A 17,211-nucleotide genomic window follows, 5' to 3' on the forward strand; every position below is an offset into this window, starting at 1 on the left:
GGTCCCCCTTTTACGTCTGTATTTTATCGTTTTCTAGTATGCTCGCTTCATCTTCTAGTCCAAAAGCGACATGGGATTCAATCCATTTCCGGCGAGGTTCAACTTTATCTCCCATCAACGTCGTCACCCTGCGTTCAGCACGGGCGATATCGTCAATTGTTACACGGATTAATGTGCGTGATTCGGGGTTCATCGTCGTTTCCCAAAGCTGATCGGCATTCATTTCACCTAAACCTTTGTATCGTTGGATCGAATAACCGTTCTTAAATTCCTTCAAGATCTTCTGCATGCCTTCTTCGTCCCACGCATATTCAATTTTTTCTTTCTTCCCTTTTCCTTTTGAAACTTTATAAAGGGGTGGAAGAGCTATGAAGACCTTCCCTGCTTCTACAAGCGGTCGCATGTATCTGTAAAAGAAGGTCAATAAAAGCACCTGAATGTGCGCGCCATCAGTATCGGCATCGGTCATGATGACGATTTTATCATAGTTACAGTCTTCAAGCGTAAAGTCCCCACCGACTCCAGCGCCAATGGTATGAATAATTGTGGAGATTTCTTCATTTTTGAAAATATCCGCGATTTTCGCTTTCTCTGTATTGATTACTTTTCCCCGCAAAGGAAGGACGGCCTGGAATTTCCGGTCACGCCCCTGTTTAGCTGATCCGCCGGCTGAGTCTCCCTCCACGAGGTACAACTCGTTTTTCTTGGCATTTTTGGATTGAGCTGGTGTGAGCTTCCCGCTTAAAAGCGTATCCTTCCGTTTCTTTTTCTTTCCTGAACGAGCATCTTCTCTCGCTTTCCTTGCAGCTTCTCTTGCTTCTTTTGCTTTGATTGCTTTTTTAATGAGCATTGAAGCGACATCCGGATTTTCTTCAAGGAAATAAGACAACTGCTCAGCGACAATGCCGTCAACGGCAGAACGAGCTTCAGATGTGCCCAGTTTACTCTTGGTTTGTCCTTCAAATTGAAGGAGTTCTTCTGGAATCCTTACCGATATAACGGCGGTGAATCCTTCTCTGATATCGTTTCCTTCTAAATTCTTGTCCTTATCCTTTAGAAGTTGGGCTCGTCTTGCATAGTCATTGAAGACCCTAGTGATGGCTGTTTTAGCTCCGGATTCGTGGGTTCCTCCATCTTTTGTACGTACATTATTGACAAAGGATAAGATGTTCTCTGCAAACCCGTCATTGAATTGAAAAGCAAAATCTGCCTCAATTCCACTATGACTTCCCTCGAAAGAGACGACGGAATGCAGTGTATCTTTTTCTTCATTTAAATATTCGACGAATGAGACCAGCCCGTCATCATATTGATATTCTTCTTTGACCGTTTCTTTTCGTTCATCCACAAGGACAATACGGAATCCTTTCAACAGGAAGGCTGCTTCTCGTAAACGTTCCGATAAGGTTTCAAAATTAAACTTGGTTATTGAAAAAATAGAAGCGTCCGGTTTGAAACGAATCGTGGTCCCTGTTTTACGTGTCGTTCCTTTATTTTCCAGGGAAGTAACAGGAACGCCTCCATTCTCGAATCTTTGATAAAATTTCTCGCCATCTCTGCAGATGTGTACTTCCAGCCATTCGGAGAGAGCATTCACAACAGATGCTCCGACACCATGCAGTCCCCCTGAGGATTTATAGCCTCCTTGTCCGAACTTTCCTCCTGCGTGAAGGACGGTTAAAATGACCTCAGGTGTGGGTTTTCCTGTTTTATGCATCCCTGTAGGCATTCCCCGCGCTTCATCCTGAACCGATACACTACCATCTTTATGGAGCGTGACAGTCATTTTTTCGCCGAATCCAGATAACGCCTCATCGATCGCGTTATCTACAATTTCGTGAACGAGATGGTGCAGACCTCTATGATCCGTGGATCCAATATACATCCCCGGTCGTTTCCGAACGGCCTCCAATCCCTCCAGCACTTGAATAGAATCATCTGAATACGTTTGATTTTGACTCGACAATTTACCATCGGCTCCTTTCTCTAACACACTGCTACATCAATAATAGAACAAACGTTCGATTATGTAAACGATGAGTGCAACTCCAGGTACTTCAACACTCACGACATAAGTCAATCAACGGTGTGGAGTCTCTCTCTTCCACTCCATTGATTGGCTTATGATCTAGAGAAGGCCGAAAAACCCCGCACAAGTGATGGGATCGTAGAAGCATCCCGTCTGATTTCGCTTACACTTCTTATTGTTTCTTAGACAACCGCACTGTTAAACATTAGCTCTCCAAATAAAAAAAGTCTTTCTAAGAAAGGGACCTTTTCTGTTTTTAGAGCTGTTCGATGTCTCTAACAAGAAAACGTCGCTTGTTATATTGTAGCGATTTTATAAGGTTTCGCAAACATAAATCTTCCAAAAAACATGAAAAAACCCCTGAGTGAACAGGGATTTTTTCATTTTCAATCTTATTTTTCTACCTGTAAATCGCATGGGCGACTTTAATGCAAGAGTCCATGATGACAAGCTTTGCATCGTCTTTCAGGATGTGATCCGCTTCTTCAGAATACACCCCTTGTTGAGCCCAAAAGGCTTTAGCTTCAATATTTTTCGATTCCTCTGCAATTTGCGGCAGATGTTCGGATCTTCGAAAGACATTGATAATATCTACAGGTTCCTGGATATCCCGAAGGCTCGCCACGGCTTTTTCCCCAAGGGACTCCGTAATTTGGGGGTTCACCGGGATGATCTTATACCCTGCATTCTGCATCGCCTCACTCACTTGATAAGACGTGCGGTGAGGTTTATCGGAAAGTCCTACGACAGCAATCGTCTTCGATTGGGCCAGCAGGTCTCGAATCTCTGCATTGGACGGATTTTCAAAAGTCATCTTTAAACCTCCTATTCATCGATTAACCCTTCACTGACTAAATATTCTCTTGCCACTTCTTCAGGGTCGCGGTCTTCAAAATCAACCTGGTAGTTCATTTCCCTCATTTTATCACCAGTAATCTTTCCTCCCAATTGATTCAGGACATCTTCAAGCTCTGGATATTGATCTAAGGTTTCCTGCCTCATCAATGGGGCGCCCTGGTAAGGTGGAAATAGATTCTCCGGATCTTTTAATACTTTCAAATTAAGGTCAACCATATAACTATCTGTAGCGTAAGCATCAATAATGTCGACTTCTCCACTCTCAATAGCTCCCTGCCTCAAACCAGGGTCCATTGTACGGACTTCTCCAAGGTTCAAATTGTATATTTCTTTCATACCTTGATACCCGTCCTGACGATCATTGAATTCGAGTGTGAACCCAGCTGTAATTTGATCCTCAACTGGTTTCAGATCCCCGATCGTTTCCAGATCGTACTGCTCTGCAAGTTCCTGAGTAGTTGCTACAGCGTAGGTATTGTTGAACTGCATCGGTTGTAAAAAGGCCATGTCATAGGTTGCTGCCATGCCTTCTTTTGCCTGCTCGTATACTTCTTGTGGTTCATTACTGTTCGCTTCCTCTCCTAAAAGAGAAACGATAGCGGTTCCCGTGAATTCAGGATAAATATCAATACTTCCTTCTTCCAAAGCACTAAAAACCAAATCCGTTTTTCCTAAATTCGGTTCAAGACCTACACTCAAGTCTGTTTCTTCTTCTATTAAAAGCTTATACATATTAATGAGAATAGCAGGCTCCGATCCAAGCTTAGCTCCCAGTGTTAAGTCATTCTTCACTTTTCCTCCGAACGCTAAAGGACCAACAGCAATCAATGCTGCAATCACTAATAAACTGACGAGTGAACGGAAGCCGGATTTGGCTGACGTTCGTTCAAATAGACGTAGAATAAGATCCAAAATAATGGCTAGTAATGCAGCTGGAATGGCTCCAAGCAAGATAAGGTTGGCATCTCCCCCTCTATCCAAACCGAGTAGAATTAAGTCACCAAGTCCTCCTGCACCAATAAGGGCAGCAATGGTTGTCGTACCTACGATCAGTACCATGGATGTGCGTATTCCAGCCATAATGACAGGCATGGCGATCGGTAATTCAATCTTAGAAAGACGTCTGAATGATTTCATGCCCATCCCTGTGGCCGCTTCCTTTAAAGCTGGGTCTACTTCCTTGATTCCTGTGTAAGTATTTCTAAGAATAGGAAGCAGCCCGTAGGCAGCAAGAGCGATGATAGCTGGTGTTTGACCAATACCGAAAAACGGGATGAGAAATGCCAGTACTGCAAGGCTTGGAATCGTCTGCAGAACGGCCGTCATACCGATAATTGGTTCTGCAATTCTCTGCTTTCTTGTCAGCCACAATCCAAGAGGGAGGGAGATCAGTGTAGCAATCACTAATGCAATAATGGATATTTGCAGGTGTTCCCATATTTTCTCTAAAAGAATGCCCTGCCTTTGGTTAAAAACATCTAAAAACCCACTCATTTATTTTCAACCTCCTCTTCCTTTTTACGTGACTGCTCTTTAAGGTAGAGGACAATATCCCTGTAAGATAACGTACCAATCAGTTGGTCACCTTTTACGACTGGCAGGATCGAGGAGTGACCCTCTTCAAAGATTCGAACCGCGTCTCTCAAAATCATATCATTGGATAACGGAGGCGCTTGCACTTGATTTCCATCCTCAATCATCCCCTGATACGTCCCGTTGTGGTTTTCAAGGGCAAAAGGCCCATCCAGAACAATATGCCCTTCTTTATAGTCTTTTTCTGATACGACACGCTTTTCAGCATGATTCATGATGACATCCACGGCTGTCTGCCAAGGAGTTTTTCTTCCTCCGATAAAATCTTCAACAAACGCATTGGATGGATTCAATATGAGGTTTTGTGGTGTATCCAACTGGACGATTTCCCCTGCTTTCATTAGGCAGACACGATCGCCAAGTGCGAGGGCTTCGTCCATATCGTGGGTGACGAAGACAATCGTTTTCTTGATTTCTTTCTGCAATTGACGGATGTCGTTTTGCAACTGTTCCCTGCTGATTGGATCGAGGGCACTGAATGGTTCATCCATTAGTATTATGTCAGGATCTGCGGCTAATGCTCTTATGACTCCGACCCGTTGCTGCTGGCCGCCGGAGAGTTCACTCGGTTTTCTTTTGCGGTGCTTTTCCGGATTCAGTCCAACCATATTCATCAATTCATCAATCCGTTTTGATAAATCCTTTTTCTTCCATTTCTTCATTTCCGGTACAACGGATATGTTCTCTTCTACCGTCATATGTGGAAAGAGAGCAATTTCCTGTAACACATAGCCGATATTCCAGCGTAGTTCGTGAATGTTGTATTCTCTAATATCTTTATTATGTATGGTAATAGTCCCTTCTGTCGGATGAATCAGACGGTTAATCATTTTCATCGTAGTTGTTTTCCCACAGCCGCTTGGACCGATCAGCGCGAGCATTTCTCCTTCTTGCACTTCTAAGTTTATGTTCTTCAACGCTGTCGTTCCATCCGGGTACGTCTTCGTTACATCTGTGAACGTGATCATCGTTTTCCCCCTAAACAAAAAATAAAAGACCTATTTCTATAACCACATTTCCACAATCTGAAACATTTTGCAATTCTCCTGCCTCTTATTCACGTACTATTTTCCAACACTATGCCGGGAGGTTCCTTCTATACTATTAAAACAACTTGATACCTGGTACTAAATTGATATAATAGAGAAGCTGCCTTATGAAATAAGAGTTCTTTATCTATGAAGCCCATGATAAAATAGTAGAAAGTGCAGAAGGAGTTGAACTTATTGGAATATGTACTCTATATCCTCGTTGCCTATCTCCTCGGATCCATCCCTTCAGGGTTAATTGTAGGTAAAATCGGTTACGATACGGATATTCGTGAACATGGAAGTGGAAACCTTGGAGGTACGAACACATTCCGAGTATTGGGGATCAAAGCAGGTTTGATTGTTACTCTCGCTGATATTTTGAAAGGGACGTTAGCCGCCGCTCTTCCTTATTTTATGGGGGCTGAAGTCATTCCTCTAGTTATAGGTATTTTTGCGGTTGTAGGTCACATGTACCCTGTATTTGCGGGCTTTAAAGGCGGAAAAGCTGTCGCTACATCCGGAGGTGTGATCCTGGGTGTCAACCCACTCATTTTTGCTATCCTCTTATTGTCTTTTTTCATTGTCCTATATTTAAGTAAATACGTCTCCTTATCTTCTATGGTAAGCGGGATCGTTGGCATTGTCGCGACTATAGTCGTAAAGGAGTACGGTTTGACCATCATCCTTTCCCTGTTTACCATCTTCGTCATCTACCGCCACCGTGCCAACATAAAGAGGATCATGAATAAAACCGAGCCAAAAATCACATGGATGTAAAAACTATTCAAGCTTAAAAGGGTAACGATTGCGGAGATAGTCTATCCTATAGAAGGATAGGCTTTCTTTTATGGTGTATTCTATAAATGCACACTCATCAAGCAATCCATTGTATAATCAGAAATACATATTGTATACTTTGACATAGAAAGAAGGCCTGAAAGGAGTCTTTGTTATGAATAAGACTGAATTGAACCAAAACAAACAACTGCCATCCAAAAAAGAACGCCATAAATTATTCGGCTCCGTGGAGCCGGGTCCACGGACAAAACCTATGGAAAAGGACCAAATGGCTGACCTTCAAAACTCAAAAAAAGACTTTTTATTCGAAATTGATATGGTGGGGATTTCCAGTGTGAAGCACCCCATTCGTATTCCCAGCACGATGACGACAGAGATCCAGACAACCATCGGAACCTTTTCATTCGGGTCCTCCATTGCTCAAGGGAGCAAAGGTACGAATATGAGCCGCTTCACGGAGCAGCTCGATAAATATCACAATGAGGGATTTGCCGTTGACATTGTCACACTAAAACAATTCACCGAAGAGCTGGCCGGCCGCCTCAAGCAATCAGATGCGGAAGTTGAAGTGACTTTTCCATGGTTCTTTGAACGAAAAGGTCCATACTCTGGCCTTACAGGAATGAACCATGCGGATGCAACCATCCGCGTCGAGTATGACAAGGAAACAGGGCATGATGTGACCGTTACTCTTACTGGGAAAATCACGACGCTTTGCCCTTGTTCCAAAGAAATCAGTGAATATAGTGCGCACAACCAACGAGGAAATGTAACCATGAGTGTGAAATTGACGGATGACTTTGACGAGCAGGAAATGGATTGGAAAGCAGCGCTTCTAGAAGCAGCAGAAAGCAATGCAAGCGCCCGCATCCACCCGGTATTAAAACGTCCAGATGAAAAGATGGTAACAGAACAAGCCTATGAGAACCCTCGATTTGTTGAGGATATCGTAAGACTAGTTGCTGCCGATCTTTATGAGTATTCCTTTATAGAAGCATTCTCAGTGAAGTGCCGCAATGAAGAATCCATTCACCTGCATGATGCGGTGGCTACCCTCAGTTATGATAAGAAAAAGGAAGCTGAGTAAAAGAAGCGGATGAAACAAATCATGATTGCCTTGATTCAATTTTACCGCAAGGGCATCAGTCCTTTTTTTCCACCATCTTGCAGGTTTCAACCCACTTGTTCAGAATACGGGTTGGAGGCTTTTCGCCGTTTCGGTTTTTTCAAAGGCAGTTATTTGACTGTCAAAAGAATTCTTAAGTGCCATCCTTTCCATCCGGGAGGATTTGACCCTGTACCTATGAAGCAATCCAACGATAGCTCTGAGCCGTCTTCTCCTGAAAAATAGGTTTATAAAACGACGACAGAGGAAAGAGACAAACACGTACCCCATTACAGGAGATGATCTAATGAACTTAACAGTAACAGAAGAAGCAGCGAAATGGTATGAAGAGGAACTTGATATTGATGGGAACGTCGACTTAAGATTTTACGTCCGTTATGGCGGCGTTGGTGGACTTCAACCTGGATTTTCTCTTGCCATCAAATTAGAGGATCCTGAAGAACCAATTGCAGAAACGACAACCGGCCCGATTCATTTCTTTATTGAAGCGGACGATGAGTGGTATTTTGATGAACATTCATTGGAAGTTACGCTGGACGAAAAATGGAATGAGCCATCATTTGAATACAAAAAATAAGACGCCGATACGGCGTCTTATTTTTTGTGTAATTGGAACCGGTGAATTTGTTCCCAACACCCTTCTTCTTTCAATATATGCAGTTGACGGTCCCCAAATAAATCAAAATGAGGGAAGGATGGATCGTTATGGATCCACCCCGGCTCTAAACCGTATTGTTTACCCCACGCTTTCAGTTTGTTGAGATCAGAACAACCGACTTTTGTGACTGTATCGCAACCAGGGAAACGGTCATCCAGCCAGAAATGAGTCAAAATAGCAATCTCCCCTTGCTTTACTTTCACTTTCCAATCCTTCAGTTCCGCCTTTTTCACACCAAAAGCCATTAGGATTCAGGCTCCATGGCAGCCAAATAAGCTTCATGCCATTCTGGAAAGCTACGCCTGATCGATACAGGTTTGAAGTTCTCTTTTTTCACGATGACATGTTTCGTTACACCTGTAACTGCTACATCACCATTTTTGAACGCTACTTCATAGCCGTAGGAAACACGGAGACCATCATAACTTTCCACCCATGTCCGTACATGGACATCGTCGCCGTATTTCACAGGTTTCTTAAAGCTCATCTGAGCATCAATGACAGGAGAAACAACCCCCTGCTTTTCAATTTCAGAATACATAAAACCAAGCTTTTCAATGAAAGATGTTCGTCCAATCTCAAACCACACTAGATAGTTGGCATGGTAAACGACACCCATCATATCTGTTTCCTGATACCTTACTTGAATTGGTGTTTCGACCACTTTCATTAAGAAGACTCCCTTCGCACCATCTGCCATGCTTTTTCCAAATCAACGAGTTCGAGTTCATTCATGTCTTCCGCTTCATTTTCCATAATGCGAATCGCCTGGAATTGGATCGCTTCGTTCACAAGATTATTGATGAATCGTCCGTTCCCCCGGACTTTGTGCTCCGTATATTTTTCTAAAAGGAAGGATTCTGCCCATTCATTAAAATGATACCCGTATTGTTTGGCTTGATAGTGAGTCATGGCAATCAGCTCTTCCTCTGTATAATCCGGGAAGTGGAAATATTTCTTAAACCTTGAAGACAATCCTGGGTTGCTCTCCACCAACTGCTCCATTTCCCGTTGATAACCAGCTAGGACAACAACAAGGTTTTCATTGTGTTTGGTCATTTCGTCGACGAGTGTTTCAATAGCTTCTTTACCAAAATCATCTCTACCACCGTTGTATAACGAATAGGCTTCATCAATAAACAAGACACCGCCGAGAGCTTCCCGGATCTTCCGTTTTGTTTTGATGGCCGTCTGTCCTACATACCCAGCGACAAGATCGCTCCTTGAGACGACCACAGTATGACCTCTCTTTAACAACCCACATTCTTTCAAGACATCTGCATAGATTTCTGCAACCGTTGTTTTTCCGGTTCCAGGGTTTCCTGAGAATACGGAGTGTAATTGGATAGGGACGACAGGGTACCCTTTCTCTTTCCTTTTTTGCTGGGCTTGAACGAAGGAAGACAGTTTTTTCACTTCTTCTTTGACATTAGACAAACCAATCAGTTCATCCAGGCGTTGCATCGGAGACCGCTCGTCTTCATCTGTTTCTATCTCCCATGCAAGATCATCCTTAGATATCCTCATATGATCCAGCCAATGATGCTTATCCTGCTCTGCTTCCTTCGCTCCTTTTTGGAATACAGTCTTTAATACTAGATTCTTAACCGTACGCGCATTGCCGAATGAGTCATCCACACGCTCTTGATCAATAAGCGAGGTGAATTGGTTCAATGCAGCTCTTGTAAAAAAGAAATCATTGTCGGTTGCCGTCTGCTCAGCAATTGTCAACAATTCATCCATATGATAATCAGGAAGTTCGATATGGTTTTGTTCAGGAAAACGACTTCTTAGGCCTGGGTTTGACCATAAAAACTGGCGCATTTCTTCTGGATAACCAGCTAAAATGACGGCGAACTTCCCTCCATATTCTTTGCTCGTCATGGCAGATACAAGGGTGTCAATGACTGCTTGTCCATAATCATTTCCTGTTTGACCTTCCCTTTTCAGGCTGTATGCTTCGTCGATGAACAACACACCACCGATTGCTTGTTTGACGTAGTTCATCGTATTCTCTTCACTTTGGCCTACATAAGATCCGACAAGGTGGGACCGATTCACTTCCACCACTTCTTTTGTATCCAGTATTCCAAGCTCATGGTAAATATTAGCAAGCAGCCGGGCAATCGTTGTTTTTCCCGTACCGGGATTTCCAGTAATGATCATATGTAACCCAGGTTCATCTACCATGGAAAAACCATAGTTCTTTCTTTGCTGCTGGTATCTTAAAAAGTGATAATACCGGCGTATATATGTTTTCACATCATGCAACCCTACCATTTGATCGAAAGCTTCCAAAGGATTTTGAATCGATTGATCAGTCAGAAAACCTGGCAATCGTTTGTAAATCTCATCCTGATTGTCCGAAAGACGTCTTGTACGATCGTTGATTTCTTTTACAGGAACTCGAATACGTCTATTTTCAATGGAATTGATGGCTTCTTCCAGCATCTGTTCCAAATCAGACAGTTCCTCATAGACATCCTGATACAATGTCAAACGGCTGGAGGCGTCAATGATTGTCTTTTTAGCTAGATCTTCGTCCCACTGCTCTTTCAAATTACATACATCAGAATAAATGGCTTTCGCTTTTTTGGCTTTTGCTGAATCATGATCCGTTTCATGAAGGATCCACTGATCAAGAGGTGTTTTTTTCAAAAGTGTATAGGCCTGCATCAACTGTTGAGACTCATACAATGCCGCTACTAAGGGGTGAGAAGGATTGAGAACCCGCGCCTCATCAATGAACTGTTCTGCAAGAGGATCGTCCCCCGGGTGTCTTTTAATCCGATGATAGGCTAGCGTGACATAAAGCAAAGCTTTAGCTTCTTTCTCATGCTCCCCATCCGTTTGGTCCATATATCGTAAAGCCTCCATTTCAGAAATCGGAGGCTGTTGTTCTAAACTATTCCACTCTTTCAGTTGGTCTAACATCTTCATCACTTCCTTTTCTATCGCCGATATCCATTTTATCATAGTCAAGATTTAATGTAGATGAAGATGCCTTAAACCTACACGGAATAGAGAAAAAACCGCTTCTCTAAAGAGAAGCGGTTGCTCAGCACGTTAATATTGTTGATGACGGGCTTCGTCCTTGATTTCATCACGCATAGCTTCTAACGATTGGTTTCTTCGTTTATTTTTCTTTTCGATGTTTCTCTTTTCTTCTTCAGATGCAAATTGCATAGCATCATGGGAAGCTTCAATGTTTTCAATTGTATCCGTGACTTTTTCTTGAAGACGATCGACGTTATCTGCGCGATTGTCAGGATTTGGTTTCTGGTTAGCCATATGCTGTTGCTTATGGGACATGTTCGTTTCCCTCCTGTTCATATCAATGGACCCTTGATGAGTCATCCTTTACTTTTCCCTGGAAGAGGACGAATTATGAATAGAAAAAGGAAGGAGCATGCTCCTTCCTCAATGGATTACACTATATACAAAAACAAACCCCGGTTACGATGGGATTTGCTTCATACGCGCATTGTGACGCTTTTCAATCCGTTCATCGATCTGGTCCAATAGCTTTTGATCAGCTTTGATGGAACGGATATTTTCTTTCACACGTTCTTCAAAAGATATGCTTTTGTGTTTTCTCATGGATATCTCTCCTTTTATAGGTAGGATTTCCATGAATTGATAAAAATATTCCTATTTCAGCGCATCTTTCTTCTTTTCCATCATTTCATAGGTCATAGGGCCAACGATTCTTGGTTCTTGAATGACACCATCCGTACCTATGAAATAAGTCGTAGGGATGGATAGAATCTGATAGGTCTGATTAATTTCAAGCTCCTTGTCAAGCAAAATGGGAAATGTGTAACCTCCCTCTTTAACAAAACGGTCAACATCTTCCCTTTTTTTCTCTGTCCCCGTACCGTTAACAGCCAAAACGACTACGTCATCTCCATATTTTTCATGGAATTTCTGCATTTCAGGCATTTCTTCACGGCAGGGGGGACACCAAGTGGCCCAATAATTGAGGAAAACTTTTTTACCGCGATAATCAGAAAGTTTAACGGTTTCTCCGTTTACCGTTTCTAGGCTGAAATTCGGAGCCTGCTCCCCTACTTGTAATCCATCGGGGGCATTCGGTGCAACCATCCCTGTTTCCTGATTAGCAGAAGATTTTTGCTGCTTCTTTTCATCTTCCTCAGAAAAGGTTGTAAAAATAACGAGACCTAAAAGTATAACCAGGAAAGCCGTTGCTAACCATTGTTTCATGATGATAGCCTCCGTCCATGATCCAAACGTTACTGTTTTATGTATAAGAATAAAGAAAACCATTTATGCTTGTAAAGCTTTATCTGAAAATGTAGAAGAATCGTTATTGATATGTTTTGATTTTGATTATAATTCGGAGTTGCTACTAAGTTTGAATAGAGAGTAATTAGGCATATAATAATGATCCATTTACCAGTTAGCTTTGTGCATGTTCGATCATTGTCCGTGTCGTCTTGAGAAGAATAAAAAGATCGCCCTTATAAGGGCGATCTTTAGAAAGAAATTTAGCTCAATTTGTTACGCAGAACCATTTGTAGAATACCACCATGTCGGTAGTAGTCGACTTCCACTTCACTGTCAAAGCGGGCGATGACTTCAAATTCTTTCTTATTGCCTTCTTCATCTGTAGCGGTCACTTTGACAAGGTCACGTGGTTTAACATCTTCTCCGACTTTTACATCGAAAGTTTCACGGCCTGTCAAACCAAGGGACTCGATGCTATCTTCCGGCTTAAACTGTAATGGAAGAACCCCCATCATGACAAGATTTGAACGGTGGATACGCTCGAAGCTTTCCGCGATGACCGTCTTAATTCCAAGAAGATCCGTACCCTTGGCAGCCCAGTCACGGGAGCTTCCCATACCGTAGTCATTACCGGCAATGACCATCAATGGAGTCTGGTCTTGCTGGTACTTCATAGCCGCTGTATAGATCGGCATCACTTCTTCTGTCGGCCAGTACGTAGTGAAACCACCTTCTGTACCTGGAGCCAACTGGTTACGGATACGAATATTTGCAAACGTACCACGCATCATAACTTCATGGTTACCACGACGAGAGCCGTAGGAGTTGAAGTTACGAGGACTTACGCCATTGTCCTGCAAGTACTCCCCTGCAGGCATATCTTTCGGAATCGCACCTGCTGGAGAAATGTGGTCCGTGGTTACGGAATCACCGAATTTACCGATGACGCGCATCCCTTCCAATGGTTTAACCGTTTCAGGTTCACTGGAAAGCCCTTCGAAGAACGGAGGATTCTGAATGTATGTGGATTTGTCATTCCAGTCATACAATGGCTCATCCGTTGTTTCGATTTCGTTCCATTTTTCGTTCGAGTTGAATACATTTTCATACTCTTTACGGAAAATTTCTGGAGTAACAACACGGGAAATTTCTGATTTGATCTCTTCCTGGGAAGGCCAAATATCATTGAAATAAACGTTGTTTCCTTCACTGTCTTTTCCGATTGGCTCATTTTTCAGATCGATATCCACAGTTCCCGCAAGTGCATAAGCGACAACTAGTGGCGGAGAAGCCAGGTAGTTGGCTTTTACTAGAGGGTGGATACGTCCTTCGAAGTTACGGTTACCAGACAAGACAGAAGAAGCTGTCAAATCACTGTCAGCAATCGCTTTTTCGATTTCAGGCAGTAACGGACCGGAGTTACCGATACATGTCGTACATCCATATCCAACGAGGTTGAATCCTAGGTCGTTAAGATAGGTCATCAGCCCTGAATCTTCAAGATATCGAGTAACAACCTTGGATCCCGGTGCTAATGATGTCTTCACATAGTCAGGAACCTGCAATCCTTTTTCAATTGCTTTCTTGGCGACAAGGCCAGCTCCAAGCATAACGTGAGGGTTGGATGTGTTTGTACAAGAAGTGATGGCAGCAATAGCAAGAGCACCAGTCTTCATGATGGACTTATCGCCATTATCGAACTGCACTTCAACTTCCTTATCGAACTCTGATTTATCTAGGCCAAAACCGTGGTTGCCTGCTGGACCTGTAATTGCCTTTTCAAATGATTCTTTCATTTGAGAAAGAGGAATCAAGTCTTGAGGACGTTTTGGTCCGGACAAGTTCGGCTCTAATTCACCGAGATCGATTTCAACCAATGATGTAAATTCCGGATCCTCGAAGGACGGATCATACCACAGGCTGTTCTTCTTGCAGTATTCTTCTACAAGCTTGATTTGCTCTTCGCTACGACCTGTAAGGCGAAGGTATTCAAGAGACTCTCCGTCAACCGGGAAGAAACCACATGTCGCACCATATTCAGGAGCCATATTGGAAATCGTCGCACGATCAGCCAAAGGCATTTCCTGCAGCCCCGGGCCGAAGAATTCAACGAATTTACCAACTACGTTTTGTTCACGCAGCTTTTGAGTGACTTTCAGTGCTAAGTCAGTAGCTGTTGTTCCTTGTGGGAAGCTACCATTCAGCTTCACTCCAATCACTTCAGGAGCTGGGAAGTAAGACGGCTGACCAAGCATTCCAGCTTCAGCTTCAATACCACCAACACCCCAACCCAGGACACCAAGACCATTGATCATCGTTGTATGTGAGTCGGTTCCGACAAGTGTATCAGGATAAGTATCATAAGAGCCGTTCTCGTTTTCTTTCGCGTGAACGACATTTGCGATGTATTCAAGGTTTACCTGGTGAACGATACCTGTTGCAGGTGGAACTGCACGATAGTTATCGAACGCTTTTTGAGCCCAGTGAAGGAATTCATAACGCTCTTCATTTCGTTCGAATTCGAGCTCCATGTTCACATTCAAGGCATCAGGAGTACCATACTTGTCTACTTGTACAGAGTGGTCAATAACAAGATCAACAGGAACTTCCGGGTTGATTTTGTCAGGGCTTCCTCCCATATCCACCATCGCTTTTCTAAGAGATGCCAGATCGACGACGGCAGGTACGCCGGTGAAGTCTTGCAGGATAACGCGGGAAGGTTTGAACGGTACATCTTCCCCTTTTGATTTTTCAGTTCCCCAGTTTGCTAGACTCTCGACATGATCATCGCTGATGACGCGTCCGTCATGTTGACGTAAAAGAGATTCTAGTAGGATACGGATGGAGAAAGGTAGACGGGAAATCTTACCATGTCCCGCATCTTCTAAGGCTTTCAAATCGTAATAGTTGTACGTTTGGCCATTGAGTTCAAATTGTTTGCGAGCATTAAAAGCATTGCTAGCCATATTCCTTTTACCCCCTCATCAATATTCAAATAGTGACCCTTTTTAAGGTTTCACTATTCCCCAATTTCTTACATTTGTTCCCTTTGTTTAAAACAAGTTCACAAATCTGCAATCCTTATTGTAAATGAAAACGATTTATAAGTAAAATGAATGACCACAAATTTTTCTGAATTCGATAAATTTTATACAAAAACCTACAAAAACGCATGCTTGTTTTTAAAGGACCAACCTTTTATAATGAAATTAGATAAGTCTAAGATAATGAAACAGGTGATATTATGTCAGGTGGATTTGCCCTATTTATCGTCGGGTGGATTATCATCATGGTTGGTCTGATGAGCATTGGCGGATTTTTTATGTTCCGCAAATTCCTGAAGCGTCTTCCAAAGGAGGACGGGAAGTCAATTATTGATTGGGAAGAATATTACGTGGACAAGACAAAACACATGTGGTCCTCGGAGCAAAAAGACCTACTGGAAGAGTTGATCTCTCCCGTTCCTGAACTGTTTCGGGATGTTGCAAGACAGAAGATTGCTGGACGCATCGGAGAAATTGCCCTTCAAAAGAAGAAAAAGACCATTACACAGGAAATATTGATTGAGGGCTACATACGGGCGACCCCGAAGCGGGATCATAAGTTCCTCGTCAAGAAGTTAGAAGAGAAAAAAATAGACATGAGCCCTTACGACCCACTCATTGAACGGTAAAAAGGACCCGGCTTAAGCCAGGTCCTTTTTTAGTTCCAACTTTTTTTCCAAATGTAAGTACTGTTTCAACATGGCGATCCGCCATGTCATGATCATCCCGAAAGCGAGCAAAAAGAACATTCCACTCGTCTCCCCAAGGGAAACATGCTGCCCGATAATGAGCTTGAAAACAATTCTCAAAATCAGGAGTCCAAAAAGGATAAATACAAAAGCCCTTGATGGTTTCAAATAGATATCTCCATCCCTCACTTCAAATTTAGAAGTGCGAATGAGAAAGATGGAAAAAATAACTCCAATGAGAATGGCTTCAATCACCTGTGTCCATTCTACTCGGAACACCGGAAACACAAACATAAGAGCTCCTGTGCTCATCATGAAAGGTGGGAGAATGATCTTTTTTACACTTGCCGGTTTTTTTGCCGCCCTCAATCGGACGAAAATCATCGCTGTAGCCATACCAGCAGCGACAATGGTACTTGCAATTAACCAAAACATAACGATTCACTCTTTCTACTCTGTCCTTAATATCAGTTCAACACAAGATTCTATGGCATCCAGGACCCGAGTTTCACCAAAGGGGGCTAAAGCGGTGAAGTCTTTTTAAAATCTCCTGCCTCGCCGCTGAGTACATGATGTCCTTTCTCCCTTACGTTCTTAAGAGTTAGATACATGTCCTTAAATCATCTACACTCAGATCTATAGCCGTGAAGGACTCTCACTCTTCTTCCCTGTCGTAGGCAATTGTCAAAATGATCGTCATTGTCACCCCTACAACAGCTAGATAAACACCGAGGTCGAACAAAAGCGCGGTAGCAAGTTCGGTCTTACCTAGGATTGGCAGCTGAAAGTAAGCAAACGTCTGGGTAAGGAAAGGCGCATCAAAAAGCATTCCACCAATTCCGGTTGCAGCCGCTACCATCAATCCAACAGGAATCAGAAAACGGAAATTAATCGGCAGAATCTTTTCCATTGCCTTACTTCCATAGGCCATATACATGAGGATGATTGCTGCAGCAGTCATTAAACCACCGATAAACCCTCCACCTGGAGCATTATGGCCAGCAAAAAATAAATAAACGGAAAACCCTAGTAGGATAAAAGCTATAAGTGTGGTTGTCGTTCTTAATATAATATCGTTGGTCTGGGTCATCAAAAAGCTCCTTTATTTTTTTTCTCTTCTATCATCTTAATATAAAT

General features: G+C 42.8%; 18 protein-coding genes. 5 read left to right on the plus strand and 13 right to left on the minus strand.

Going from position 1 to position 17,211, the window contains the following annotated elements:
* Positions 1 to 10: 10 nt before the first annotated feature.
* The 4 genes from parE to ACQ4XT_RS15660 form a co-directional block, all read right to left on the minus strand.
* Complete coding sequence (gene parE, locus ACQ4XT_RS15645) at positions 11 to 1,993, minus strand: DNA topoisomerase IV subunit B (RefSeq protein WP_446854485.1); 1,983 nt, start codon at positions 1,991 to 1,993, stop codon at positions 11 to 13.
* 436 nt (positions 1,994 to 2,429) lie between these two features.
* Positions 2,430 to 2,843: a CoA-binding protein gene (locus ACQ4XT_RS15650; RefSeq protein ID WP_446854486.1), complete on the minus strand. Its 414-nt coding sequence runs from the start codon at positions 2,841 to 2,843 to the stop codon at positions 2,430 to 2,432.
* An 11-nt stretch (positions 2,844 to 2,854) separates the two neighbouring features.
* Entirely contained in the window at positions 2,855 to 4,381 is a 1,527-nt protein-coding gene (locus ACQ4XT_RS15655; RefSeq protein WP_446854487.1) for an ABC transporter permease/substrate-binding protein, read from the minus strand.
* Complete coding sequence (locus ACQ4XT_RS15660) at positions 4,378 to 5,448, minus strand: ABC transporter ATP-binding protein (protein WP_446854488.1); 1,071 nt, start codon at positions 5,446 to 5,448, stop codon at positions 4,378 to 4,380. The genes ACQ4XT_RS15655 and ACQ4XT_RS15660 overlap by 4 nt, the downstream gene beginning before the upstream one ends.
* A 258-nt stretch (positions 5,449 to 5,706) precedes the next feature.
* Between ACQ4XT_RS15660 and plsY the strand changes: the two genes are divergently transcribed.
* From plsY to ACQ4XT_RS15680, 4 genes are all read left to right on the plus strand, one after another.
* Positions 5,707 to 6,288: a glycerol-3-phosphate 1-O-acyltransferase PlsY gene (gene plsY, locus ACQ4XT_RS15665; RefSeq protein ID WP_446854489.1), complete on the plus strand. Its 582-nt coding sequence runs from the start codon at positions 5,707 to 5,709 to the stop codon at positions 6,286 to 6,288.
* A gap of 175 nt (positions 6,289 to 6,463) precedes the next feature.
* A complete protein-coding gene (gene folE2, locus ACQ4XT_RS15670; protein ID WP_446854490.1) occupies positions 6,464 to 7,396 on the plus strand; it encodes a GTP cyclohydrolase FolE2 in 933 nt (310 codons plus the stop codon).
* Positions 7,397 to 7,405: 9 nt separating this feature from the next.
* Positions 7,406 to 7,660: a membrane protein insertion efficiency factor YidD gene (yidD, locus tag ACQ4XT_RS15675; protein ID WP_446854491.1), complete on the plus strand. Its 255-nt coding sequence runs from the start codon at positions 7,406 to 7,408 to the stop codon at positions 7,658 to 7,660.
* A 61-nt stretch (positions 7,661 to 7,721) separates the two neighbouring features.
* Positions 7,722 to 8,012 carry a HesB/YadR/YfhF family protein gene (locus ACQ4XT_RS15680; protein ID WP_146816278.1) on the plus strand — a complete coding sequence of 97 codons (291 nt, stop codon included), beginning with the start codon at positions 7,722 to 7,724 and terminating at the stop codon, positions 8,010 to 8,012.
* Between the two features lie 17 nt (positions 8,013 to 8,029).
* Here ACQ4XT_RS15680 and ACQ4XT_RS15685 read toward each other — a convergent pair whose 3' ends face one another.
* The 7 genes from ACQ4XT_RS15685 to acnA form a co-directional block, all read right to left on the minus strand.
* Positions 8,030 to 8,338: a hypothetical protein gene (locus ACQ4XT_RS15685; protein ID WP_446854492.1), complete on the minus strand. Its 309-nt coding sequence runs from the start codon at positions 8,336 to 8,338 to the stop codon at positions 8,030 to 8,032.
* Entirely contained in the window at positions 8,338 to 8,763 is a 426-nt protein-coding gene (locus ACQ4XT_RS15690) for an acyl-CoA thioesterase (RefSeq protein ID WP_446854493.1), read from the minus strand. The genes ACQ4XT_RS15685 and ACQ4XT_RS15690 overlap by 1 nt, the downstream gene beginning before the upstream one ends.
* Complete coding sequence (locus ACQ4XT_RS15695; protein ID WP_446855704.1) at positions 8,763 to 11,027, minus strand: AAA family ATPase; 2,265 nt, start codon at positions 11,025 to 11,027, stop codon at positions 8,763 to 8,765. Before ACQ4XT_RS15695 ends, ACQ4XT_RS15690 begins: the two co-directional genes overlap by 1 nt.
* A gap of 132 nt (positions 11,028 to 11,159) precedes the next feature.
* Complete coding sequence (gene tlp / locus ACQ4XT_RS15700) at positions 11,160 to 11,405, minus strand: small acid-soluble spore protein Tlp (RefSeq protein WP_371933347.1); 246 nt, start codon at positions 11,403 to 11,405, stop codon at positions 11,160 to 11,162.
* 144 nt (positions 11,406 to 11,549) lie between these two features.
* Positions 11,550 to 11,693 carry an FbpB family small basic protein gene (locus ACQ4XT_RS15705; protein ID WP_446854494.1) on the minus strand — a complete coding sequence of 48 codons (144 nt, stop codon included), beginning with the start codon at positions 11,691 to 11,693 and terminating at the stop codon, positions 11,550 to 11,552.
* A 51-nt stretch (positions 11,694 to 11,744) separates the two neighbouring features.
* Positions 11,745 to 12,317, minus strand: coding sequence for a TlpA family protein disulfide reductase (locus ACQ4XT_RS15710; RefSeq protein ID WP_446854495.1), 573 nt, complete (start codon positions 12,315 to 12,317; stop codon positions 11,745 to 11,747).
* A 284-nt stretch (positions 12,318 to 12,601) separates the two neighbouring features.
* Positions 12,602 to 15,307 carry an aconitate hydratase AcnA gene (gene acnA, locus ACQ4XT_RS15715; RefSeq protein ID WP_446854496.1) on the minus strand — a complete coding sequence of 902 codons (2,706 nt, stop codon included), beginning with the start codon at positions 15,305 to 15,307 and terminating at the stop codon, positions 12,602 to 12,604.
* A 278-nt stretch (positions 15,308 to 15,585) separates the two neighbouring features.
* On the opposite strand from acnA, the gene ACQ4XT_RS15720 reads away from it, so the two are divergent.
* The gene (locus ACQ4XT_RS15720) at positions 15,586 to 16,014 is read left to right on the plus strand and encodes a DUF2621 family protein (protein ID WP_446854497.1); all 429 of its coding nucleotides are present in this window, start codon (positions 15,586 to 15,588) and stop codon (positions 16,012 to 16,014) included.
* Positions 16,015 to 16,026: 12 nt separating this feature from the next.
* On the opposite strand, the gene ACQ4XT_RS15725 is transcribed toward ACQ4XT_RS15720, so the two are convergent.
* Entirely contained in the window at positions 16,027 to 16,509 is a 483-nt protein-coding gene (locus tag ACQ4XT_RS15725; protein WP_446854498.1) for a CcdC family protein, read from the minus strand.
* A gap of 220 nt (positions 16,510 to 16,729) precedes the next feature.
* Positions 16,730 to 17,164 carry a Na(+)/H(+) antiporter subunit B gene (locus ACQ4XT_RS15730; protein WP_446854499.1) on the minus strand — a complete coding sequence of 145 codons (435 nt, stop codon included), beginning with the start codon at positions 17,162 to 17,164 and terminating at the stop codon, positions 16,730 to 16,732.
* Positions 17,165 to 17,211 lie beyond the last annotated feature (47 nt).

Source organism: Halobacillus sp. 12SKB, from assembly GCF_052941655.1.